At 56.5% G+C, this 23,780-nt stretch carries 20 protein-coding genes; 9 read left to right on the forward strand and 11 right to left on the reverse strand.

Features of this window, described 5'->3' with window-relative positions; all coding sequences use genetic code 11:
* Window positions 1-2 precede the first annotated feature (2 nt).
* Entirely contained in the window at window positions 3-1,886 is a 1,884-nt protein-coding gene (gene lpdA, locus B9Z42_RS04195) for a dihydrolipoyl dehydrogenase (protein ID WP_100132087.1), read from the forward strand.
* 141 nt (window positions 1,887-2,027) lie between these two features.
* Window positions 2,028-3,425, forward strand: a complete 1,398-nt coding sequence (gene iaaH, locus B9Z42_RS04200) for an indoleacetamide hydrolase (protein WP_100132088.1) — start codon at window positions 2,028-2,030, stop codon at window positions 3,423-3,425.
* Here iaaH (B9Z42_RS04200) and B9Z42_RS04205 read toward each other — a convergent pair.
* Window positions 3,422-4,201 (reverse strand): helix-turn-helix transcriptional regulator, encoded by a 780-nt coding sequence (locus tag B9Z42_RS04205; protein WP_100132089.1) that lies wholly within the window; start codon window positions 4,199-4,201, stop codon window positions 3,422-3,424. The genes iaaH (B9Z42_RS04200) and B9Z42_RS04205 overlap by 4 nt on opposite strands.
* Before the next feature lie 186 nt (window positions 4,202-4,387).
* Here B9Z42_RS04205 and B9Z42_RS04210 point away from each other — a divergent pair, with 186 nt between their 5' ends.
* Window positions 4,388-5,344 carry a Bug family tripartite tricarboxylate transporter substrate binding protein gene (locus B9Z42_RS04210; protein WP_100132090.1) on the forward strand — a complete coding sequence of 319 codons (957 nt, stop codon included), beginning with the start codon at window positions 4,388-4,390 and terminating at the stop codon, window positions 5,342-5,344.
* An 80-nt stretch (window positions 5,345-5,424) separates the two neighbouring features.
* Here B9Z42_RS04210 and iaaH (B9Z42_RS04215) read toward each other — a convergent pair whose 3' ends face one another.
* The 3 genes from iaaH (B9Z42_RS04215) to B9Z42_RS04225 form a co-directional block, all read right to left on the reverse strand.
* Window positions 5,425-7,050 (reverse strand): indoleacetamide hydrolase, encoded by a 1,626-nt coding sequence (gene iaaH, locus B9Z42_RS04215; protein WP_143474031.1) that lies wholly within the window; start codon window positions 7,048-7,050, stop codon window positions 5,425-5,427.
* A 101-nt stretch (window positions 7,051-7,151) separates the two neighbouring features.
* Complete coding sequence (locus B9Z42_RS04220; protein WP_100132092.1) at window positions 7,152-7,886, reverse strand: LuxR C-terminal-related transcriptional regulator; 735 nt, start codon at window positions 7,884-7,886, stop codon at window positions 7,152-7,154.
* Window positions 7,887-8,024: 138 nt separating this feature from the next.
* Window positions 8,025-8,984, reverse strand: a complete 960-nt coding sequence (locus tag B9Z42_RS04225) for a LysR family transcriptional regulator (RefSeq protein ID WP_100132093.1) — start codon at window positions 8,982-8,984, stop codon at window positions 8,025-8,027.
* A 92-nt stretch (window positions 8,985-9,076) separates the two neighbouring features.
* Between B9Z42_RS04225 and B9Z42_RS04230 the strand changes: the two genes are divergently transcribed.
* From B9Z42_RS04230 to B9Z42_RS04240, 3 genes are read left to right on the forward strand one after another with little or no spacing between them, the layout of a single operon-like run.
* Complete coding sequence (locus B9Z42_RS04230; RefSeq protein ID WP_100132094.1) at window positions 9,077-10,594, forward strand: sulfatase; 1,518 nt, start codon at window positions 9,077-9,079, stop codon at window positions 10,592-10,594.
* 31 nt (window positions 10,595-10,625) lie between these two features.
* On the forward strand, window positions 10,626-11,585 hold the full coding sequence (locus B9Z42_RS04235; RefSeq protein WP_100132095.1) for a tripartite tricarboxylate transporter substrate binding protein: 960 nt from the start codon (window positions 10,626-10,628) through the stop codon (window positions 11,583-11,585).
* Between the two features lie 11 nt (window positions 11,586-11,596).
* On the forward strand, window positions 11,597-12,520 hold the full coding sequence (locus B9Z42_RS04240; RefSeq protein WP_100132096.1) for a hypothetical protein: 924 nt from the start codon (window positions 11,597-11,599) through the stop codon (window positions 12,518-12,520).
* A 26-nt stretch (window positions 12,521-12,546) separates the two neighbouring features.
* Here B9Z42_RS04240 and B9Z42_RS04245 read toward each other — a convergent pair whose 3' ends face one another.
* Both B9Z42_RS04245 and B9Z42_RS04250 read right to left on the reverse strand, forming a co-directional pair.
* Entirely contained in the window at window positions 12,547-13,527 is a 981-nt protein-coding gene (locus B9Z42_RS04245) for a tripartite tricarboxylate transporter substrate binding protein (RefSeq protein WP_100132097.1), read from the reverse strand.
* Window positions 13,524-14,918 (reverse strand): MmgE/PrpD family protein, encoded by a 1,395-nt coding sequence (locus tag B9Z42_RS04250; protein WP_100132098.1) that lies wholly within the window; start codon window positions 14,916-14,918, stop codon window positions 13,524-13,526. Before B9Z42_RS04250 ends, B9Z42_RS04245 begins: the two co-directional genes overlap by 4 nt.
* A 203-nt stretch (window positions 14,919-15,121) precedes the next feature.
* On the opposite strand from B9Z42_RS04250, the gene B9Z42_RS04255 reads away from it, so the two are divergent.
* From B9Z42_RS04255 to B9Z42_RS04265, 3 genes are read left to right on the forward strand one after another with little or no spacing between them, the layout of a single operon-like run.
* The gene (locus B9Z42_RS04255; RefSeq protein ID WP_100132285.1) at window positions 15,122-15,580 is read left to right on the forward strand and encodes a (2Fe-2S)-binding protein; all 459 of its coding nucleotides are present in this window, start codon (window positions 15,122-15,124) and stop codon (window positions 15,578-15,580) included.
* A gap of 10 nt (window positions 15,581-15,590) precedes the next feature.
* On the forward strand, window positions 15,591-17,819 hold the full coding sequence (locus tag B9Z42_RS04260) for a molybdopterin cofactor-binding domain-containing protein (RefSeq protein WP_100132099.1): 2,229 nt from the start codon (window positions 15,591-15,593) through the stop codon (window positions 17,817-17,819).
* A gap of 55 nt (window positions 17,820-17,874) precedes the next feature.
* Window positions 17,875-19,806 carry a YhgE/Pip domain-containing protein gene (locus B9Z42_RS04265; protein WP_100132100.1) on the forward strand — a complete coding sequence of 644 codons (1,932 nt, stop codon included), beginning with the start codon at window positions 17,875-17,877 and terminating at the stop codon, window positions 19,804-19,806.
* Between the two features lie 46 nt (window positions 19,807-19,852).
* Here the strand turns inward: B9Z42_RS04265 and B9Z42_RS04270 are convergent, their stop codons facing one another.
* From B9Z42_RS04270 to B9Z42_RS04290, 5 genes are all read right to left on the reverse strand, one after another.
* On the reverse strand, window positions 19,853-20,461 hold the full coding sequence (locus B9Z42_RS04270) for an NnrU family protein (protein ID WP_100132101.1): 609 nt from the start codon (window positions 20,459-20,461) through the stop codon (window positions 19,853-19,855).
* A gap of 61 nt (window positions 20,462-20,522) precedes the next feature.
* Window positions 20,523-21,230 carry an ABC transporter ATP-binding protein gene (locus tag B9Z42_RS04275; RefSeq protein ID WP_233203519.1) on the reverse strand — a complete coding sequence of 236 codons (708 nt, stop codon included), beginning with the start codon at window positions 21,228-21,230 and terminating at the stop codon, window positions 20,523-20,525.
* Window positions 21,220-21,954 (reverse strand): ABC transporter ATP-binding protein, encoded by a 735-nt coding sequence (locus tag B9Z42_RS04280; RefSeq protein ID WP_100132103.1) that lies wholly within the window; start codon window positions 21,952-21,954, stop codon window positions 21,220-21,222. The genes B9Z42_RS04275 and B9Z42_RS04280 overlap by 11 nt, the downstream gene beginning before the upstream one ends.
* Window positions 21,951-22,889 carry a branched-chain amino acid ABC transporter permease gene (locus tag B9Z42_RS04285; protein ID WP_100132286.1) on the reverse strand — a complete coding sequence of 313 codons (939 nt, stop codon included), beginning with the start codon at window positions 22,887-22,889 and terminating at the stop codon, window positions 21,951-21,953. Before B9Z42_RS04285 ends, B9Z42_RS04280 begins: the two co-directional genes overlap by 4 nt.
* A 14-nt stretch (window positions 22,890-22,903) precedes the next feature.
* Window positions 22,904-23,758, reverse strand: coding sequence for a branched-chain amino acid ABC transporter permease (locus B9Z42_RS04290; protein ID WP_100132104.1), 855 nt, complete (start codon window positions 23,756-23,758; stop codon window positions 22,904-22,906).
* Between the last annotated feature and the right edge of the window lie 22 nt (window positions 23,759-23,780).

The following is a 23,780-nucleotide window of genomic DNA, read 5'->3' on the forward strand; positions in this document are numbered from 1 at the left end:
ATATGGCAATGATTGATATCCAAGTTCCAGACATTGGCGACTTCGACGAAGTCACCGTGATCGAGTTGTTGGTCAAACCCGGCGACACCGTCAAGGCCGAGCAATCGCTCATCACGGTGGAGTCCGACAAAGCGTCGATGGAAATTCCGTCGTCACACGCGGGTGTGGTGAAAGAGTTGAAGATCAAGCTGGGCGACAAGGTCAAACAAGGCTCTGTTGTGTTGGTGTTGGATGCACAGGGTGCGGCTTCTGCTCCTGCTGCACCAGCTGCACCAGCTGCTTCAGCTACAGATCCTGCACCCGCAGCGGCTCCAGCCGCAGCAGCACCCGCTGCAGCTGCGCCTGTTTCATCAGCGCCCGCACCAACAGCGCCCGCACCAACAGCCTCATCCTTCGGTGGCTCTGCCGACATCGAGTGCGATGTGCTCGTGTTGGGTGGTGGCCCTGGCGGTTACTCAGCAGCGTTCCGCGCGGCTGACTTGGGCTTAAGCGTCGTCATCGTTGAACGTTACGCCACCTTGGGCGGCGTGTGTTTGAACGTAGGTTGCATTCCCTCCAAAGCCCTGCTGCACGTCGCAGCGGTGATGGACGAAGTAGCGCACATGGCCGACCTGGGCGTGAACTTTGGTGCATCCGTGGTCAACATCGACAAGCTGCGCGGCCACAAAGAAAAAGTCATTGGCAAACTCACAGGCGGCTTGGCGGCCATGGCCAAGATGCGCAAGGTCACCACCGTGCGCGGCTTGGGCCAGTTCGTCGGCGCCAACCACCTCGAAGTGTCCGAGACCACCGGCACTGCACAAGAACAAAACGGCAGCAAAAAAGTGATCGCCTTCAAGAAGGCCATCATCGCTGCCGGCTCGCAAGCTGTGCGCTTGCCTTTCATGCCGAATGACCCCCGCGTGGTGGACAGCACAGGTGCTTTGGAACTCAAAGAAGTGCCCAAGCGCATGCTCATTTTGGGCGGCGGCATCATCGGCCTGGAAATGGGCACCGTTTACAGCACGCTGGGCGCACGCCTGGACGTGGTGGAAATGATGGACGGCCTCATGCAAGGCGCTGACCGCGACTTGGTCAAGGTTTGGCAAAAGATGAACGCCAAGCGCTTTGACAACATCATGCTCAAGACCAAGACCGTGTCAGCACGCGCCTTGCCCGAAGGCATTGAAGTCACGTTTGCACCGGCAGAAGAGGGCGGCACCGCCCCCGCGCCGCAGGTGTACGACCTCGTGTTGCAAGCCGTGGGCCGCACGCCCAACGGCAAAAAACTCGCCGCTGAAAAAGCCGGCGTGGCGGTGACCGACCGTGGCTTCATCAACGTCGACATTCAAATGCGCACCAACGTGCCGCACATCTTTGCCATCGGCGACATCGTGGGCCAACCCATGTTGGCGCACAAGGCGGTGCACGAAGCACACGTGGCTGCTGAAGTGATTGCGGGCGAACTGCAAGGCAACAAAGAGCTGGCTGCCGCTGCGTTCAACGCACGCGTCATCCCAAGCGTGGCTTACACCGACCCCGAAGTGGCATGGGTGGGCTTGACCGAAGATCAAGCCAAAGCGCAAGGCATCAAGGTCAAAAAGGGCTTGTTCCCTTGGTCGGCTTCTGGCCGCGCCATTGCCAACGGCCGCGACGAAGGCGTGACCAAACTGCTGTTTGACGATTCACCCGAGGCCCACGGCCACGGCAAGATCTTGGGCGGCGGCATGGTGGGCACGCATGCGGGCGACATGATTGGCGAGATCGCTCTGGCGATTGAGATGGGCGCTGACGCCGTGGACATCGGCAAAACCATCCACCCCCACCCCACGCTGGGCGAAAGCATCGGCATGGCGGCGGAGGTGGCGCACGGTAGCTGCACGGACTTGCCGCCTAGCAAGAAGTAAACGCTTCGCGCAGTAAACAAAGAAGCCGCCAACCTGTGAGGGTTGGCGGCTTCTTTCATGACTTGATGTTTACCGTTATTCATGCGGGTATTCAAAAAGTCGATGTCCTTATAAAGTCAAGCGTTTTGATATTGATTCTTTATGGACCCCCTTGAACTCACCCTGATGGAAGCGGTCTCAGCACTGCGCACGCGGCAACTCGGGCACTTGGAGTATGTCCAGGCCCTGCTTGCGCAAACCGAGCGAATGGCCCCTCTCAATGCTTGGATCAGCCGTGATCCTGAGCGATTGACCGCGCAAGCCAAAGCCCTGGATCAGGAACGCACTGAACATCCAAAGCCCTTGACCGGGATACCCCTGGCCATCAAGGACAACATCGACACCACCGATTTGCCCACCACTGGTGGTACACGGGCCTTGCTCGCCGCCAGGCCGCAGCGCAACGCACCGGTTGTGGATGACCTGTTGCAGGCCGGTGCCCTGATCGCCGGTAAAACCAATCTGCATGAGTTGGCTTTGGGCGGCACCAACCACAATGCCGTCACAGGCGCATGCCACAACCCTTGGAATCCGTCGCGCATTTCGGGCGGCAGCAGCGGTGGTTCTGCGGTGGCCGTGGCCGCGCGCATGGTGCCCGCCGCCCTGGGCACCGACACGGGGGCCTCGGTGCGCCTGCCTGCGGCTTTGTGTGGGGTGATCGGCTTTCGCCCCACAACGGGGCGTTATGCCGCAGAAGGCATGCTGCATTTGTCGCCGACCAAAGACACCGTGGGGCCGATGGCGCGCAGCGTGGCAGATGTGGCTTGGCTGGACGGATGCCTGGCGCATGAAGCCTGCGACTTGCCACATCGGTCACTCAAGGGTTTGCGTCTGGGGTTGCCGCGTGCTGATTTTTTTGAGGGTGCCGACCCCGAGGTGCTGGCTGTCATCGAGCGGTCCTTGCAGGCGCTGATCCGGGAGGGCGTGGAATGTGTCCCTCTGGAAATCAATGAACTGAACTTGCACAACGACGCCACCGGCTCGACCTTGGTCATGTTCGAAATGGTGCGCAGCCTTCCCGCTTATCTGAAGCAACACCGCATGACGATGGATGCGCTCTTGGCTGGCATCGGCAGCCCGGATGTGGCTCGGCTTTTCGCGCGGCAAATTGGAGGGGAAAGGGTCACATCGGCGGCTTACGCAAGGGCACAGGAACGGCGACAGAAACTGCAAGCCGTTTATGCCCGCCACTTTGCAGATCACCGACTGGATGCCGTGGCCTTCCCGACGTGCCGCATGACCGCCCCACGCATCGGTCAGGACGATAGGGTGTTGTTGTTGGGCCAGCAGATGCCCACCTTCCCAACCCTGATCCGAAACACCGACCCGGGCAGCAATGCGGGCTTGCCGGGCATCAGCATACCGGTGGGTTTGACGGCAGAGGGTTTGCCTGTGGGGCTTGAGTTGGATGGGGCCTGGGGCTCTGATCGGCATCTTCTGCGGGTGGCAGCCGCGATTGAGCGCGCCCTGCCGCCCATGCCTCGCCCGCCCGGGGTTTAAGCCTGGCTTAAAAGTTGACCGATCTGACGGGCCAGCTTGGTGCGACCCTGCACGCCGAGTTTTTCAAAGGCATGGCCCAGGTGATAACGCACAGTGGTGAAGCCAATCTGCAACAAGTTGGCAATTTCCTTGTCTGAAAACCCATGCAAACAGTGAACCACCACATCCGTTTCGCGTGGGCTGAGTTGGCAGCGACCCATCAGCAAGCGTCTCAGTTCGGCTTCGTTGTGGCCCATCCATCTGGGTTGGGCGGCATGCACCGCTTCCAACCTGGACAAGGCCGCTGTGAACACCGGCGCAATGATGTTCAGGCAAGCCATGTCCTGACGACTGAAGTCTTCGCGCCCTCGTGCCCTGTAAATCACCAAGTCGCCCAGGCACACATCGCCTTGGTAGGCGTAAACGTTCACACCCCAATGGATCCCGTCTTGGCGCAAGTGGTCGTTGTAAAACTCGGACTGTTCGAGTTCCTGCACCGAACACACATCGCTGACCCGGGCCGGTTGGCGCAACAGGCGCAGGCGCGGCGTGATGGGATCGCAAAATTGGAAGTGCTCTTCATACGCCCGAATTCTGGAAGGCTTGACGTTGTAGGACGCACAAATGGCGTATTTTTTCTGGCCCGCATCCCACTGACGAGACACCAAATGGTCGGCCTGCATGAACTGCGCCAAGGGTTGCGCCAGACTCTGAAGCAACTGCACCTTGGTCGCATCCGAGGCCATCACCGCACACAGCTCCGCCAGACGTCGAGATTGTTGGGTGCTCAGGTACATGGCGAGTTGGTTTGGCTTTTCATGAAGGCTTCAAGTTAACAAACCAACGTGCAGCGTCAAGAGTGATAACCCGTTGTGGAGCTCACAGGCGCTGCGACGCCCGTCAATCTTGAGGGTGTTGCTGATCGACCAAAAATCATACAGTCATCGCCTGGGTTTTCACCTTTTGAACTTCAAGGAACCGTGATGAACAAGAAACTTTGGTTGAGCAGCGTGCTGCTCCTGGTGTCTGGACTGGTGCACGCCAACGACCCCTTGCCGCTCAAAGTGCTGGTGGGTTTTGGGGCTGGCGGCTCGGCCGATCTGGCCGCGCGCCTGTTGGCCGAACGTCTGAAAGACGAATTGGGCCGACCCGTGGTGGTTGAAAACCGCGTGGGAGCCGGTGGCCGCATCGCTGCTGAAGCCTTGAAAAATGCTGCGCCGAACGGGACGACGGTGATGCTGGCCCCCATTGTGGTGCCGGTGCTGACACCGCTGGTGTACAAGAAACTCAATTACGACGTGGAAAAAGACCTCGCGCCCGTGGCGCACATTGCAGACTTCCAGTTTGGGGTGTCGGTCAAGGCCGACAGCCCGATTCGCAGCATTGCGGACTTGGTGCCCGTGGTGAAAAGGAGCCCCCAAAGCGGCTCTTTTGGTTCACCCGCCCCAGGCAGTTTGCCGCATTTTTTTGGCGTGATGATCGGCCAGAAAACGGGGCTCGACATGACCCACGTACCCTACAACGGTGGTGCGCAATTGATGACCGCGCTCATCGGTGATCAAGTGACCTTGGGCATTGACACCTTGGTGGACCAAGGCGAGATGCACCGTGCGGGCAAAAGCCGCATCCTGGCCACCTCCGGCCCGAACCGCAACGCTTTGTTTCCCGATGTGCCCACCTTGCGTGAGTCGGGCTTCAGGGATCTGGTGGGCGTGGGCTGGTTTGCCTTGTTCGCACCGGGCGGCACGGATGCCACGCAAATCTCCACTTTAAATGCCGCCGTGAACCGCGCTTTGAAAAACCCGGCGCTCAAGGATCGGTTCACCAAAATGGGGCTGGAAATTGGTGGCGGCAGCCCGCAAGACCTGCAAGTATTGGTCAGCACTGAAACCGCACGCTGGGCACCGGTGGTCAAAGCCTCGGGTTTCACGGCCGATTGAGTACGCGCTTCAAAAAAGGCCAGGTGAGGTTTCTCACCTGGCCTTTTCTTTTTTTCAAACCGGCTCAAGGCCGGTCTTGATCAGACCACTGGCGCTTTCACCGAACCCCACACCGCTTCAATGGCCATGCCGATGGCCAGCAAATTGGCATCCGAGCCCAAGGGACCGTCAATCTCCATGCCCACTGGCAAGCCGCCAGCTGTCATGCCCGCAGGGATCGACAGACTAGGAAGGCCGGCGTTGGTGCACGGGTCGGTGTTGCGGATACAGGTGCCAAAGGTGTCTTTGTCCTTTTGCTCAACACCACCGACGGTGTAGCTGAGTTTGTCGGAACCTTTGGCGGCGTCGATCTTGGGTGCGGCCAGCAAGGTGGTGGGGAACAAAACGCACTCCACGCCTTGTGCCGAAAAGTAGTCTTTATAAAGTTTTTGCAGTTGTGCGCGTCCACCCGTAACGGCAACCATGGCGGCGTCATAAGCGCCATTGCCGGGGGCGGGACCAAACACATCTCCCGCGATCGCACCAAAAGCACCTTGCACATCGGGGCTGGCCAATCCGGCGATCACAGCTGCAACGGTACGAACGGGCGCGTTGTTGGCATTCAAGTAGGCCGGAATGGCTGTGACGGGTTCGTGCAGCGCAATTGGGAAAGACACCGCGTCGTTGAGCGCCATGATGCCGGACAAATCAGCCTCCACAAAGACCACACCGGCATCGGCCAGCTTTTTCTTGGCCGCTTCAGCCACAGGCTTCACGCTGTCGTCCAGGCCCGTCCAGAAGGCGGCGGGAATGCCGATTTTCAGACCTTTGAGCGCTTTGGCTGTGGGCACAGTGCCACCCGTGATGACCGCATCGAGCAGGGCAATGTCTGCGACTGTTCGACCCATGGGGCCCACCGTGTCTCGCGTGGTGCTGATGGGCAGCGCATCATTGGCGGTATCGCGGTAGCGGCGGTCCGTGCCACCATCCCCCACCGAAGGGCGAAAGCCTGCAATGCCGCAAAACGACGCCGGTACGCGGGTGGAACCACCCGTGTCAGTGCCCAGACCTGCTGGCGCGAAGCGAGCAGCCACCGCGATGGCTGTACCACCTGATGAGCCACCAGGAATTCGGCTCGTGTCATAGGGGTTCTTGCCGGCACGTGTGGCAAGGCCTGATTGGTCGGTGCCCAGCGTGAAGTTGGTGGTGGTGATGCCAAAGGCCCACTCGTGCAAATTGGATTTGCCCAAAATGATGGCGCCAGCATCCAGCAGTTTTTGCACCGAGGGCGCGTTGCTTGTGGGCTGGAAATTGCGCAGCGATGACGTGCCACCCGTGGTCTTCATGTCTTTGGTGTTGATGTTGTCTTTGACCACAACCGGCAAGCCGGCCAAAGCGCCCAATGGGGTGCCAGCGGTTTTAGCAGCATCAACGGCTTTAGCGGCTTTTAATGCCTCACTCTCGTTCAAGAAAATCATGCCGTTCAGACCACTGGCTGCTTTGGCGCGGGCGATCATGGCGGCCATGTAGGTTTCGGCCTTGAGCGTGCCGTTTTTAATGCTTGTCACCACTTGGGTGGCGGTCAAGGCCAGCAAGGGATCTTCAGAGGTGGAAGCGGAATCGCCGCCGCAAGCCGTCAACCCTGCGCCAACGCCGCCGAACATGGCAGCAGCTGATACAGCGCCTGTGCTTTTGAAAAAATTTCGCCGTGATGCATTGGGGTTCATGAGGGTCTCCTTGGATGTTGAAACGCCCGGATGGACGTTCTCTTCATGCTAGGCAGCCCCCTTGTTTGCGACCATCCTCAAGATTGCGGAGGATGACGCCCTTAGTTCCTCAACTTGTGCACCAGTGCTGCGCGGTTACTCACGCCCACTTTACGGAAAGCGTTTTCCAGGTGCGTGCGCACCGTGGTGCTTGAAATGCTCAATGCCCGGGCGATTTCTTTGTCGGGCATGCCCAACATCACAAAGCGTGCGGTGTCTTGTTCACGAGGCGTTAAGCGTTGAGACAAGGTGTTGAGTTGCACTTCATGCCGTTGGGTCGGCCGTTGTGCCCTGGCCAATGCGGTGACGAAAGCCGGCTGCAGCATGTCCAGCAAGCGCATCTCGTCGGGTGTGAAGTTATCCCTGCGCTTGTCGCGCCAGATGCGCATGTCACCCAGGTTTTGCCCCTGGTGCCAGGCGTACAGGTTCACCCCCCAGTACAAGCCGTCCTTGTTCAGGAAATCGTTGAAAAATTCGGTTTTCTTCAGATCTTCAATCGCCAGCACATCGGTGGCACGCACGGCCACCTGGTAGCGTTGCATCAGGGGAGTGATGGGGTCGTGAAACTGGTAGTAGCTTTCATAGGCCCGCAGGTTGATGGGGTCCATGTTGATCTGGGTGGGCTGTGCAAAGCTCAAAGAGTCTGGCTGCCAGACATAGCTGGCATAAAACTGTGCCCCCAGCAATTGCATGACCAAGTCACCCATGATTTCACGGATTTCCTGCTCTTCGTGCGGTTCAGCCAAGGTCTGCATGATGCTACCCAGCAGTTGGGTTTGCTTGCCTGTCAGATACATCGGGGGTCCTTGGCGCTCATATTTTTAGCGTGCATAAATTACATCCTGACAAGGTTCGCCATTGCACAGGGGTTTATCCCATCCTGTTTTTAAAGGATGGTCTTGCACAGGGTTTTGCGGTGATGACCTCGCATGCGGTCATGTCAGAAATTTTTCAACTTCAGGTTCCGTCAAGGGCAGTAACGCCACGCCCTCTAAAAGTTGAAAATCGCCTGCTTGCAGTTGTGCAATGAACAAGCGCAAAAATGCGCGGGTACACGGCATCAGATCGCGCTCAGTGGCGCGCGAGATATGAATGGCGCGGTGAAAATCTCCAAAATCCAAGGCCCTGTGTGTGGTTTGGGTGTGGGTCGAAGACTGACAACTCAAGCTGGGTAAAAACGTCATACCCAAACCTGCCGCGATCATGCCCACCAAGGTGGATTGCTGATCGACTTCGATCAAGGGCACAGGACTTTGGATCTTGTCGAGCAGCGGGTTGACCATGTCTCGAATGGCCCCACGCCGCATCACGATGAACTGCTGACGCTGCAAATCTTTCAAGCGAATCTGTGCTTGTTGCGCCAACGGGGCTGCGCTGCAGCCGACCCACCGCAAACGGTCTTTTAGTATGGGCAGGTTTTTAAGATTTTCGCCATTTTGAGAATTCGAAAAAATAGCGAAATCACCTTCACCCGATTGCATCAACACGCGCAGTTGGGGGTCGGGATGGTCATGCACTTGAATCGTAACCTCTGGATGCAAGTCGCCATAGGACTTCACCACCCTCGGAAGAAGCAGATGGGCGACAGAGGGAATGCTGAGCACACTCACACTGCCGTGCTGGCCATTCGCCCACTGTTGCGTGTTGTGCAGCAAGCGTTTGTTCATTTCAAGCACCCGTTGTGCATCCCTGAAAAACACGACCCCTGCGGGTGTTAGTTGGAGGGAGCGGGTGGTGCGCGCCATGAGTTTGACGCCCGCGATGGTTTCCAAATTTGCAATCGCCTGACTGAATGCAGGTTGCCCCATGTGCAACTGACGGGCCGCTTTGATCATGGAGCCAGTTTCGATGGCGCTGACAAAGGCTTGTAAATGCCGAGGGTTAAAGTAATTCATTTAAATCAAATAATGATTCATAAAAATCGATTTGTAGCATGGATTGAAGTTGACTAGCATGCACCACAAGTTGACCCAGAGAACCATTGCCCATGAAAACTGTTTTCGTTCTTTTTGACTCGCTCAATCGCAAAGCCTTGAGTTGCTATGGCGGCAAAGATATCGCCACCCCCAATTTCCAACGATTGGCAGACCACTCTGTGGTGTTTGACAACCACTATGTGGGCAGCTTGCCTTGCATGCCTGCCAGGCGGGACTTGCACACGGGGCGACTGAACTTCTTACATCGCGGGTGGGGGCCGCTGGAGCCGTTTGACCATTCATTTGCAGCGCTGCTTCACAAACACAATGTCTACAGCCATTTGATTTCAGACCACTTCCATTACTGGGGTGATGGCGGCGCCACTTACCACAACCGGTACGACACCTACGACTTCATTCGCGGTCAAGAAGGTGACCCTTGGAAAGCGATGGTGGATCCGCCATGGAAACGCTTCAAAGAGATGTACCACCCTGTTCAATATTCAGAGCAGCGGCGCAACAAGTTGTCGCGCAACATGATCAACCGCGAACACATCAAGGAATACTCAGACTTTCCATCGGTCAGGTGCTTTGATTCAGGCTTGGATTTTCTCAACACCAACCAAAGCGCAGACCAATGGTTGTTGCACCTGGAAACGTTTGATCCGCATGAGCCTTTCCATGCACCCAAAGAATTTCGCCAAGCATTTTCGACCGATTACAGAGGTCCAACACTGGACTGGCCTCCCTATGCGCGCGTGACCGAGACCTTTGACGAATGCGAAGAGTTGCGCGCCAATTACGCCGCCATCATCGCGCTGTGTGACCATGAGTTGGGGCGGTTGCTTGACCATTTTGATGCCCACGATTTGTGGAAAGACACCGCCTTGATCGTCACCACAGACCATGGATTTTTGCTGGGTGAACACGACTGGTGGGCAAAAAATATCATGCCGTGCTACAACGAAGTGGCGCACATTCCGCTGTTCATTCACCATCCCGATCACGCTGCGCAAGCCGGCACCCGAAGGCAGTTGCTCACCCAAACCATGGACATCATGCCCACGCTGATGGACATTTATGGGGCGCCGCTACCGCCCGAGGTGACCGCTCATTCTTTGCTACCCGCCTTGGCAGATGTGCAGTTGCGCAACCGTGAAGCCTGTATTTACGGTGTTTTTGGCAGCGCTGTGAACGTGACCGATGGTCGTTACACCAGCTTCATTTATCCGCCTGATGTGCATGGGGGCGACTTGAACCAATACACCTTGATGCCGATGCACATGAAAGAGTTTTTCAGCATTGACGAGTTGCAGCAAGCGCAACTGGTGCCTTCGATGCCCTTTTCGAGGACCGCTCCGGTGATGAAAATTCCGGCCACGCCCAAATCGCCTTTTTACAACCATCAAGGGCCTGGCACCTTGAAAGACACCGTCTCCGCGGTGTTTGATTTGCAAACAGATCCTTTGCAAAAAATACCGTTGACAGATCCCGGCATCCAAGCACGCATGCACCAATTGGCGATTGACCAAATGAAAGTTCAACACGCACCGGCTGAATATTTCGACCGACTTGCACTGGCCGCATGACCACGAATCTCCACATGAAAAGGACTGAACGATGAAATTCCTAACGGCGTTTTTAATTTTGATGAGCCCAATTTTCGGAGCTTGGTCGCAGACTGACTTTCCTAATAAGCCGATCACTTTGGTTGTAGCCACCCCCGCAGGTGGTGCAACAGACAAAACCGTGCGTTTGCTGGCCAAGCAGTTGCAACTTAAGTGGAAAAACGGTGTGGTGGTTGAAAACAGGGCAGGTGCATCAGGCAATATTGCCTCGGCGTATGTGGCCAAAGCTAACCCCGATGGCTACACCTTGCTGGTGTCCGCAGGGCCGTTTGCTATCAATCCGAGCCTGTTCAAAACCTTACCTTTTGACACCAAAAAGGACTTTGTGCCCATTGCACAGATTTCCAGCTTTGCCAGCGTGCTGTTGGTTCACGAGTCCTTTCCAGGCAAAACTTTGAATGACTTCATCGCCACGGCCAAAAACTCAAAAGAGCCGTTGGCCTATGCCTCAGCGGGCAGCGGAACCGCGCAACATCTGGGTGTGGAGTTGTTAAAAAGCAAACTCAAATTGAACCTTAACCACATTCCCTACAAGGGTGGCGCACCCGCCATGAACGACTTGTTGGCGGGTCACGTCAAAGTCATGTTGGCAGGCATGGGTGATGCAAGCCCGCATCTGAACTCGGGCAGGGTCCTTCCATTGGTCACCACAGGAAAGACCCGCTCAGCCTTGTTGCCCAACATCCCAACCCTGCAAGAGTTGGGGATTTTGGACTTTGACGCTTCCGGCTGGTGCGGCTTGCACGCCCCCGCAGGAACGCCCGCTGAACTTATCAACAAGATCAATCAAGATGTCATGGCCGCATTGGCCGATCCAGCCGTGCGTCAAGGCATGGCCGCCATGGATGTCGAGCCTCGGCCTACCTCCGTCCAAGAGTTTAGGCAGTTCATGGACAGTCAGTTCGTCAAGTGGAAAGAGGCTGTCGAATTCTCCGGCGCCAAGGCAGATTGAGCCATCTGCGCATGCCTGACTTGGCCGTTTGTCCCAAGGTTCGTCTTCAGGCGGGTCGTTACGCTGCAGAAATTTCGCCGTCAGCCGGAGGGCGTCTGCTTTCTTTGACATACAAGGACGGGCAAACGCCTATCGATTGCATCGTGCCTTGGCCCAACGAAGAGCTGTTTCACCCGCATGACTGGCCTAAAGCAGGCGCATTTGTGATGTTGCCATTCACCAACCGACTAGCGCCTGCGCAGTTCATGTGGTTTGGCAAAGACATCACACTGGACAATGCATCACCGAGCCAGCAGGGATTGCATGGCTTTGGACATCGACGTCCTTGGCAACTGTTGCAAGCCACCCGTAGCAGCGCAGAATTGCAAATGGTGCACGCGGGCGCAGATTCCGAATGGCCATGGTCATTTGAGGCCGGCTTGTTGTACAAGCTCAGTGAGGCTGGGTTACAGGTTCAAATTTCCGTTCGCAACACATCGTCCGAGGTCATGCCCTTGAGTTTGGGTTGGCACCCTTTTTTGCCTAACGCGGCGTCAGCTTCTCACCACACTGATACATGGCGCGTTCACGCACAACGACAACACGCGATTGGATTAGACGGTTTAGGCCGTGCTGAAGCTGGTATGACTCAAGGTCCGATGCAAACCTTTCCCTTGCCTCTAGAACAGGCAGGCACCATCGCTTATGAGAATTACAGCGGCCAAGTCAAGCTGCCATTGACGCGGGACTGGCAATTGACGTTGCGCAGCCAGCATGCCCCTCATTTGCTGATTCACACCCCATTGGGGTTCAGGCACGTTTGCGTGGAGCCAATCAGCGCTTTGCCTGGCGCTTTGCGGTTCACAGCGCTCGCGCAAGAGCTGCTTAGCTTGTCGCCTAGCGAGAACCGCTCTTTGGTTTGCACTTTGTGCTTGGAGGGTGCCTCTGAAACATAAAGGCATCAAGGTGAAATGAGGAAAGCCTATTCGGGTTGAATCCGCGCGACTTTGATCATTCGGCCCCAATCGGCCAGTTGGTCCGTCACGTAGTTTTTGAATTCATCGGGTGAGCGGGTGGGCTGAATGTCAAAGCCAATGCCGCTGAGTTTGCTTTGCGTTTCGGGATCGGCCATCACCGCTTGAATTTCTTGCGACAAGCGTTCGGCCACAGCTTTTGGCATATTGGCGGGACCAAAAATGCCATTCCATGCATGCAGATCAAATCCGGGGATGGTCTGCGCCAGCGGTGGTACATCGGGCAGCAATTGTGAATTGCGGTTGTTCGCCAGTCCCAGCGGCCTAACCTTGCCGGCACGGATCTGCGGCAAAGCCAACGTGAAGTCGACGACATAAAAATCCAGGTGACCGGCCATCAAATCGGTCATGGCTTGCGGGGCTGATTTGTAAGCCACATTGATCAAATCCAATTGCGCCATTTTTGCCAAGGCCTCGGATGCCAGCATGGAGGTGCCGTTGGGCGACGCAAAGGCCAATTTTCCGGGATTCTGTTTGGCATAAGACACGAACTCAGCCATATTGCGCACGGGAAGACTGGGTTTGACAACCATCACAAAGGGCATGATGCCCAAGCGTGCCACGGGTGTGAAGTCTTTAAGAGGGTCGTAGCGCAAGCTCTTGTAAAGGTAGGGGTTGGCTGAATGCGAGGTGGCAGTTGTCAGCAACAAGGTGTAGCCATCGGGGTTTGCTTTGGCTGCATATTCCACGCCAATTTGGGCGTTGGCACCGGCTCGGTTGTCGACCATCACAGCTTGTTTGAGGCGCTCAGATAATTTTTGTGCGACTTGCCGAGCAACGGCATCGGTCCCACTTCCCGCTGCAAACGGAACCACCAAGGTGATCGTTTTTTCGGGGTAGCTCTGAGCCCAAACTGAAGTGACCGCAAGCCAAACGGTCAAAGACACGGCCAGACAGCGTTTGAGAATTTGAAATGGAGAGGTGCTCATGATGTTTGCGCCTTTGTTAGTGGATGAGGGAAGGCCATGCTTTGCAGCAATGAACGAACGCATTGATGGGCCGTCATTTGCCAAATCGCATCGCATGTCCGCTGCGCGTGTTCGCCGAGAACTGGTGTGGTCAATGTCACAAACTTATTTTGAAGCGATTCATCCGTCATGGGGTGTCGCGGATGTCCCAAAGGCAGATCCACTTGCATTTGCAAACGACGCCCAGAGGTGGTCTCTATCGCCATGTGGCAGGGGATTTCGTTGGGAAAGCGTCGGGTCAAGTCTGGGTCTTCGAGCACCCTTATTTTTTGGGTCAACGCACGGTGCTGCGGGTCCTGCAACTGTTCAGTGCTGAACAAGTATTCCCCGAAATGCCCATGCAGTAAAACGCCCGCCACAATCCAAGGCATGCTGTGGTCGGCAGTTTCCCTGTTTTTTGGGGCCCATTTCTCAGGGTCGCTGGCCACCTCGCTGTGAGCAAACGCATAGGTGTGCACCACAACAGACTCAATGGCCTCGCCCTGAAGTTGGCTGTGCAATTGCATCGCTGCAGCAATGGGCGTTTGAGAGTGGTAATCGCACAAGAATTGTTTCATGTGCGCCAGCTGCATGCGTGGCACGCCATTCCCTTGATCGAACGGTTCTAGCTCAAATGCGCCTGTCAAATGCCACAGGCCACGGTCACCTTCAAAAGGCATGGCCGGTCCTTCCATGCCTGCCGCCGCCATCAGCGCTGCAAACACGCCGTTTCGACTGGCATTGGCGCTGGCGCCAGCCTTCCACATGGAGAGTGCCCCAGTTCTGGCCACCGCCAAAGACACATTGGGAACCACGGCCAAAGACAAAGCGTGGGCTGTTTGTTCGTGGTTCAGTTCCATGAGACAAGCACAACCGGCCGCAGTTCCTAGCGTCACATAAAAACTGTTGTCGATGCCCTTATCGCGCAACTGGGCCGAGACAAACAAATTGTGAAAAACGCTGTAAGCCACTCGGGCGGCGAGCAACAAATTTTGGATGTCCAGACTGCGTTCTTCGGCCACAGCTAGTAAACCAGCCCAGCAGTCACTGGGGTGTCCACCGCCTCCGGGGTAAGTGTCTGCCCCATCCAGATAGCGAATCATCCAGCCGTTGGCGAACGCCGCGAGCGCCACAGAGGTGCGCTCTTGCGTTCCCAACAAACTTGCGCCGCCACCCACGCCGTCTAGCAACGCCAGTTGGCGAGCTTGCACACAGGGGCGCTGATGCAAGGCCGCCAATCCACAGCCCAATGTGTCCAACAGCCTGCGACGGCCATCGAAGAACTCGGTATCAGACAGAGCGACATGCCTTTGGGCGATGACAAAACTTGCCAAAGCGTGCAAGGTGTTGTCGTGTGTGGAAACGATATGCATGGCTCAGATTGAATCACAAGCTGGCCTGAGCAAGATGATCGGCGTGCAGGGGCTGACCTGTCCCCGAGTGGACTTTCTTGGGGATTCCACGAGCCCTCCATTTTTGAGGTTTCTTCATAATCAAATTTGCTGCACGCGTCCTGGTGGATTCGTGGCCCGGGCTCTTCTTCTGTTGGGATGGGCCTCAATTCATGGAGATGAAGATGGCTCAAATCAATTTGAAGGTCAACGGAAAGGCTCGTGCTGTCGATGCCGATCAGGACATTCCGCTGCTTTACGCACTGCGCGATCAACTTGGCCTCAATGGCCCCAAATTTGGCTGCGGCAAGGGCCAATGCGGCGCCTGCACCGTGATCGTCAACGGGCAAGCTACGCGTTCATGTATCACGCCGGCTGCAACCGTCCAAGGCAAAGCGGTCACCACGCTCGAGGGCTTGGGCAGCTCTGCCAAGCCGGGCAAACTTCAGCAAGCCTTCATTGACACACAAGCTGTGCAGTGCGGCTATTGCATCAACGGCATGATCATGACCGCCACAGCTTTGCTGGCCAAAAACAAGAACCCCAGCGACCAGCAAATCACCGAGGCATTGGCCGGCAACCTTTGCCGCTGCGGCACCCATCAACGCATTGTGGCCGCCGTCAAACGTGCCATCACCGCCTGAGGAGAACACGATGACCCAATTCAATCGACGTCAATTCCTGGGCGCTGCTGGTGCAGGCGTTCTGTCCGTCAGCTTCTCTTTGACAGCTCAAGCGAAATCCGCGACGGGTTTGTCGCCTGTGAAAAGTGTGGCCCCCGATGTGTTGGACTCCTGGCTGACCATCGACAAAAACAATCGCATCACCCTGTACGTCGGCAAAGTCGATTTGGGCACGGGCACCAAGACGGCGCTGACCCAAATCGCAGCCGATGAGCTGGATGTCGCCTTCAGCCGCATCGATATGGTCATGGGTGACACGGGCACCACCCCCGACCAATGGCTCACGGGCGCTGCCATCACCATCTCTCAAGGCGGAAGCGAGCTTCGCATCGCCGCGGCCAACGCCCGTCAAGCTTTGCTGCAGCGTGCCTCTAAAAACTGGGGCGTGCCTGTGGCCGAGTTGGTGGTCACCGATGGTGTCATCGCGCACGAAGCCACCCGCAAAACCGCCACCTACGGCAGCCTGATTGGCTCGGGTTTTGAAGTCAAGGTCGACCCCAAGATCGCGGTGAAAAAACACACTGACTACAAGCTCGTGGGGCAGTCCATCCCCCGCGTGGACATTCCCGGCAAGGTCACTGGCGAGCACTTGTATGTCCACGATCTGCGCCTGCCCGGCATGCTGCATGCACGGGTGATTCGCCCCACCCAGATTGGCGCCACGCTGCAAGCTGTTGACGAGACAGCCGCCAAAGGCGTGAAAGGCTTTGTTCAAACTGTGAGGCAAGGCAACTTCTTGGCGGTGGTTGCCAAAAACGAGTGGGCCGCCATCAAGGCGTCCGAGGCGATCAAGACCCAATGGAGCGCAGGCCCTGACTTGCCGGCCAAGGCCAACATTTTTGAAGCCTGGCGCAAGATGCCCATCGCCAAAGAAGAGGCGACCCAAAAGGTGGGCGATGTGTCACAAGCCTTGACCAGTGGCGTGAAAAGCGTCAAGGCCACCTACAACTTTGCGGTGCAGACCCATGCGTCCATCGGCCCATCGTGCGCTGTGGCCGATTTCAAAGACGGTCAATTGGTGTGCTGGTCGGCCTCGCAAGCCACGCATTCCATGCAGCACGAGCTGTCCGTCATCACCGGCTTGCCCAAATCGGCCATTCGTTTGGTTTACCTGGATGGCTCAGGCTGTTATGGCCGCAACGGTCATGAGGATGCCACCGCAGACGCGGCCTTGATCGCCATGAAAATTGGCAAACCTGTGCGCGTGCAGTGGACGCGTCAGGACGAGACGGCGCTGGCCCCTAAAAGCCCACCTCGGTCCATGGACCTCGAGGCCAGCCTGGATGCACAAGGCAAGATCACCGGATGGAAGGGCGACTTCTTCATCGCGCTCAACCACATCGCCGCTTTCAAACCGCTGGACTTTCCGCTGCTGGCGGCCAGTGACACGGGCATTCCGCGACCTGGCAACTGGGTCGGTTTTCTGTTCCAAAATGCGGGCGCACCCTATGCAGTGCCCAACATTTTGGTGACCACCAAACACGTGGCGCAAACCTTCTTGCGCTCGTCACATTTGCGCAGCCCAGGGCGTATTGAAAACAGCTTTGCCAACGAAGCCTTCATGGACGAACTGGCCGCGGCAGCGGGTGCCGATGCCGCAGATTTCCGTTTGGCGCATTTGAACGATGCACGCGCCAGCGGTGTGATCAACGCGGTGGTCAAGGCCTCCAACTGGAGCAAGCGACCATCAGCCACTCAGGTCAACGCTGGCAATGTGACGCGAGGTCGAGGCATTTCTTATGTGCGTTACAACAATGCCATCACGTATGTGGCGACAGTGGCCGAGGTGGAAGTCAACCGCTCAACGGGTCAAATTTTGGTGACCAAGGTGTTTGTGGCCCACGACTGCGGCCAGATCATCAACCCCGATGGTGTGCAAAACCAAATCCAAGGTGGCGTGATTCAAACCGTCAGCCGCACGCTGATGGAAGAGGTGCAGTGGAGCGGCAGCACCATCGACAGCGTGGATTGGGCCAGCTACCCCATCCTGCGCTTCCCTGAAACGCCCACGGTGCAAACCGTGTTGATCGACCAGCCTGGCCTGCCGGCCTGGGGCGCTGGCGAACAAACACCCACGACCGTGCCTGCCGCGATTGCGAATGCTTTCTTTGATGCCACCGGGGTTCGCATGCGAACCATTCCTTTCACACCAGAGAGCGTGAAAGTTGCTTTGAAGGGTGCAGAACGCAAAGTTGCCTGAACTGAAAGACGGGGGGCCAGACTTTTCACCCCCTAAGCCCGACAATCCCGTCTTGATGCAGTTCATTCGACAAATCCATTCCATCGCGCGCTTAGAAGCGGGTTTCGTGCTGGGGCAAGCCAAAATTGCATGGTCTATGCTGGCTGTCGCCCTGATTCCCGCTTTGTACTCCCTCATTTACTTGTCGAGCCTGTGGGACCCTGCTTCGCACAGTCAAGCCTTGAATGTGGGCATCGTGAACATGGATCAAGGTCTCGTTTACCGTGACAGCGCTGTCAACGTGGGGCGAGACCTCAGCCAAACACTGCAAACTGCGGGTAAATTCAATTACCAAGTGATGTCCACAGCGGACGAAGTCAGGCAGCACGTTCGCCAAGGCAAGTTGGCGTTTGCTTTGATCATCCCTGAAAACTTCAGCGCCAATGCTGTGCCAGGTGAACAAGCCGGCGCGGGCCAGTTGGTGGTGTTTGCATCCCAGGGCAACAACATTGAGACAGCACGCATTGCGCAGCAGTTTGCGTCTGAGTTGGGTCACAAAATCAACGAAAGCCTCAATGCTCAGCGTTGGTCCTTGGTGCTTTTGAATGCCGCAGGTTCCAAGCAAAGTGTGTCGCGGCTGAATCAAGGGTTGAAAGAGCTCCATCATGGTGCTACCGAGCTGAGCGAGGGTTCGAGCAAAGCGGCGCAGGGTGCCAAATCAATCCACACGGGCGCACAGCAGCTCAGCGAAAACGTCTCGCAAGTGAGTCAGAATGCCAAAAAACTGAGCGCAGGCTTGCGCCAATTAGAAGCCAACCGACCCCGAAACTCAGATTTAAGGCGGCTCGATGCAGGCGCAGAAACACTGGCCAACGGCGTCTCTGAACTGGGACAAGGGTTGCAGCGACTTCATACCGGAAGTCGCTTGATCAATACCCAAGTGTCATCCTTCAAAGCAGATACCGAAAACAGCTTTTTGGTGGGTGCCACGGCTCGAGACAACGTCTTGCAACTGTCTCAGGGGTTGCAGCAGCTCGACCAGGGTTTGCAAACCGCTGCCAACAGCGGACAAAAACTCGAGGAGGGTGCTCAGAGTTTGCGCACAGGGGTCAATGCACTGACCACAGGTGTTCGCAGTATGACCACCGTTTTGAGATCTGCCACGACGCAATTGCCGGAGGACGCTCAGCTGGAGGCGCTGGACAACGGCGCTTCAGAGTTGGCCAACAGCACTGCCAACCTGGCGCAAGGTAACGAAAAAATTCGTGAAGCCAGTCAACGCTTAGAAATGGGCTTGGCACTTGTAGAGAAAGCCATACCGGATGTAGGCGATACGCCCGATGGCAGCCCCGAGGGCTTGGCAGATTCGGTCCGCCCCTTGTTTGAAATAGACGCCACCGTGCAAAACAACGGCATTGGTTTTATTGCCAACGTGATCCCGGCCGCGCTTTGGCTGGGCGCGGGCATTGCGGTGTTTTTTGTCAATCTTCGGGTGCTGCCAAGACATGCCGAGCCATTTCATCCGGTCGCGCAGTGGCTTGGGAAAATGCTGCTGCCAGGCACCTTGGTCTTGGTTCAAAGCCTCACGCTGTTGTTCACCATCATGGTGGTGCTGGAGGTGAATGTGGTCCATCCCTTGGCGTTGATACTCACCATCGTGAGCGCTGGCTTGGCTTTTTTGTGCTTAGTCAGCGCCCTGACGTGTTTCATGGGGGATGCAGGAAAAGCCATGGCGATGGTTTTGCTGGCGCTTCAAATGACCTCTTCGGGCGGGGTGATGCCCGTCGAGTTGAGTGGCAGCTTCTTTGCCACCTTGAGCCCATGGCTTCCCATCACATGGTTGGCCCATGGCCTGAAAGCCGCCATATTTGGTGCTTTTGAAAGCACATGGGTGGTGCCTTGGCTGCAAGTCACAGGCGTCGGAATTTCAGCTGCCGTGCTCACCGTGATGTTGGGACGATGGCGTTTTGTTTCTATCCGTCAACTGAAACCCCGGCTTGATTTGTAAAGCGTCAGCAGTCGCCAGCGCATCCTGCGGATTGCTTTTTTCGCTGTTAACCCAGCGGCGAAACGCCAACCACCTGCGCATGCAAAACAAACGTGATGAGTGCCCAAAGTCCAACGCCCACAACAACTGCGATGAGCGTGGCAGAAAGTTTGGGAGCTGTGGATGGTGCAGTTTCACCTGGCACCAGCGCTTGCCTTTCGGCCGAGGCACGGTCGCGTGAACGCGCAGATTTGAAGTTCATCACGGACCAAGCCAAAAAAGCACCGAACAAAATGACATCGGCCAAATTGCCGTTTGACAACAAATGGGCCAAGGCCCACACCTTGACTGACAGCACCATGGGGTGGCCCAGGCGCACTTTGAAATGATTCGCGGGTATGTTCGCGGCAACCAGCAAGATACTGGCAAACAACATCAACAACACACTGATGTGGCGCGTCGCGATGGGGGGCTGCCACAGAACAACTGGCGCCATCCGCACTTCTGCGTAGCCCACGATCAGTGCATAAAAACCCAACAAAGAGACCAAGGCGATCACTCCCTTGAAAGGCTTTTCACCCCAGGCCTCCATGGTCCTGGTGCGCCATGCTTCAGCAAAGATGCGCGTTGAATGGGCGCCTAAAAAAAGAACCAAGCCCAAAATTAACCAAGCCATGCCAACTCCTTATGAACAACAGATCGTGCATTGTCTAGGAATCTGACATGCGAATGAAGGCTTAGGCAACGCCCAAGTAAATTTGCCGAATGTGATCGTCTTTGCTGAGTTCAGCCACTGGACCATGACGTGCAACATGGCCATGCTCTAAAACATACGCCCGATCGGCAATGCGCAACGCACTGAGCGCATCTTGCTCGGCCATCAAAATCGCCACGCCGCCATCACGAATTTGCCGAATGGCGTCAAAAATCTCGTGCTTCAAGCGGTGGGCGATGCCAACGGATGGCTCATCCAGCAAGAGCAACTTGGGGGCCCCCATCAAGGCCCTTCCGATCGCGACCATTTGCTGCTGACCGCCCGACAAGGTACTCACCATCTGGCTGGCACGGTCACGCAAAATCGGAAACAAGGCATACACCCGTTCCAGATCTTTGGCGACCGCATCTGCATCGTCACGCAAATAGGCCCCCAACATCAGGTTTTTGAGCACCGTCAACTCAGGGAACAAACGACGGCCCTCCGGACAATGACAAATGCCCCGACCGACCACCTGATGCGCTGCAAATGGGTGCAGTGACACCCCATCGAGCTCGAGTTTGCCGCTGGCGTCGAGCATGCGCGAAATGCATTTGAGCAGGGTGGATTTGCCCGCACCATTGGGGCCCAATACGGCCACAAACTCGCCGGGGGCGATGTTCAGGCTGACCTCTTCCAAGGCCAATGCTTTGCCGTAAGAGGCGCTCATTTTTTCAATGTCAAGCAGCATATTCGGCATCCTGTTTTCCGATGTAGGCCTCGATCACTTTCGGGTTTTTGACAATGTCCTGTGGTGCGCCCGTGGCAATGACCTGACCGAAATCGATGGCAACCACCTGCGACACCAATTGCATGAATTCGCGCAACTTGTGTTCGATCAGCATGATGGTCAAGCCTTGTTGGCGGTGCAGATCCCGAATCAAGGTGGACAAGGCCGCAATTTCACCCGATCCTAGTCCTGCAAAGGGTTCGTCCAACAGCAGCAAACGGGGTTCTGTGGCCAGCGCACGGGCAATCTCAAGCCGCCGCTGGTCGCCATAGGACAGGAGCTCTGAGGGCGAGCTTTCTTTGCCCGCCAGCCCCACTTGATCGAGCAATTTGTAGGCGCGTTTTTCGAGGTCAACATCTGGCACGCGTGGCCCCAGACTGCCCACCATGACGTTTTCAAGCACCGTCAACCCGACGAAAGGACGGCACAACTGAAAGGTGCGGGCAATGCCCAAGCCGACCACCTTGTGGGTGGGGATGCCGAGCAATGACTGCCCATCAAGCAACACCTCGCCGTTGTCGGGTTTGATGAAGCCAGTCAGCAGGTTGTACAACGTCGTTTTGCCTGCGCCGTTGGGCCCCAAAATGCCCAAGATGTCACCCTGCTGAACTTCTAGGCTGACATCTTTTACCGCATGCAGACCACCGAAGCGCTTGTCGAGATGGCGAACGCTAAGCAAGCTCATGGTTGTCCCCCTGCCAGTCGTTGGCGAATCTTTTCCCAAGTGGGTGCCACGAGGCCTTGTGGCAAAAAGAACAAGATCAAGATCAAGGCCACGCTGTACACCATCAAGCGCCACTCACCAAAATTGCGCAGTAATTCGGTCATCAAGGTCAACAGCAGTGCGCCCCCGATGGCCCCGTAAATGGTGGACATGCCACCCACATAAACCATGGTGATGATGGTGATGGACGTGACCACGGCAAACAGTTGCGGGCTGACCTGCAATTGGTAATGTGCATACAAAGCGCCGCCCATGCCCGCAAATGCGGCGCTGATCACCAGTGACGCAATTTTGTAATACGTGACGTTCAGACCTGCGGCCTGACACGTTGCTTCATCGCCCCGAATTGCTTTCAGGATCAGCCCCCAGCGGGAACGGGCCAAGCCACCCAGCAATGCGGTGGTGAGTACCAGCATGCCCAACACAAACCAGTAGAAATAAAGGGGCGAACGGATCAAGGGCTCAATGCCGTTGATGCCTTCTTCGCCGCCCGTGTATTCCCAAAAAATCAGCATCAGCCGCTGCATGATGACCGCGCCTGACAGCATGGCCAGCGCAAAGTAAGGGCCTTTCAAACGCAAGGTCGGAATACCCATGATCAAAGCGAATGCAATGGCGGCGATCATCCCAGCTGGCAAACTCCACCAAGCACTGGCTCCCCAAGTGGTGTTCAGAAATCCGGCGGCATACGCACCCACACCAATGAACAGCGAGTGGCCAAAATTCTCCCGGCCCGTCAAGCCCGACATGAAGTCCCAACTCACCGACCAAATGCCGTAAATGGCAGCCACTGTGAGCACACCCATCAGATAGCGGCTGTCAAAGACCAGCGGCAAAACCGCCATCACTGCAATCGCGACCAAGGCACCACCTCGGTCTATGTTTTTCAGTTGCATCGTGGTTCCTAACATCAGAAGGCAGCGCGTTTGCCAAAGAACCCAGCGGGGCGCAGCACCAGCATGAGCAAGGTTGCAGCCACCGAAACAATCTCCGTCCATGAGGTCGAGATGCCATACGCCACCAAAGTTTCGGCATAGCCCAGCATCAAAGCCGCCACGATGCTGCCCGGGATCGACCCCAAACCACCGACCACCACAATCGCAAACGCTTTGACAATGGGCAACAAATGCATGGAGGGTTGGACACTCAAAAAGGGCCCAGCCATGATGCCCGCCAATGCCGCTAAACCTGCGGACATGGCCATCACCACGCCAAAAATACGGTCACTTGGAATGCCCATGTACTGCGCCGCCTCCGGGTCTTGCGAGATAGCCAAAATGGCACTGCCCAGGCGGGTTTTCTGAATGAACATGTACAGCCCACCAATCGACACCACCGCAACCAGCAAGGTCAGCAATCTCTGCCCAGCCACGTCGACGCCGCCGATCACGTATTTCTGATCGATGAAGCTGGGCACGTTGCGGTACTCAGAGCCAAAAATCAAAAACAGCGCCTGCTCAACCACCAGTGACACCGCCAGACTGATCATCAGCACCGCCAGCTGTGACTTGCGCATGGGGCGGATCAAGACCCGCTCCACGAGCATGCCGAACAGGGCGACACCTAAAACCACCAAGGGTGTCGCCACGATCAGCGGCACCTTGAAGACGGTTGTCAACACGTAGGCGCCGTATGCCCCCAGCGCATAGAACGAGCCATGCGCCAAGTTCAAAATGCGGGCCACGCCAAAAATCAAGGTGAAGCCCACGGCCAACATGGCGTAGATGGCACTGGTGACAGCACCGAAGATCAGTATTTCAAGCACACGATTTCCTTTGCGAGAAGCA

It is taken from the genome of Limnohabitans sp. B9-3, assembly GCF_002778325.1.
Taxonomy (GTDB): domain Bacteria; phylum Pseudomonadota; class Gammaproteobacteria; order Burkholderiales; family Burkholderiaceae_C; genus Limnohabitans; species Limnohabitans kasalickyi.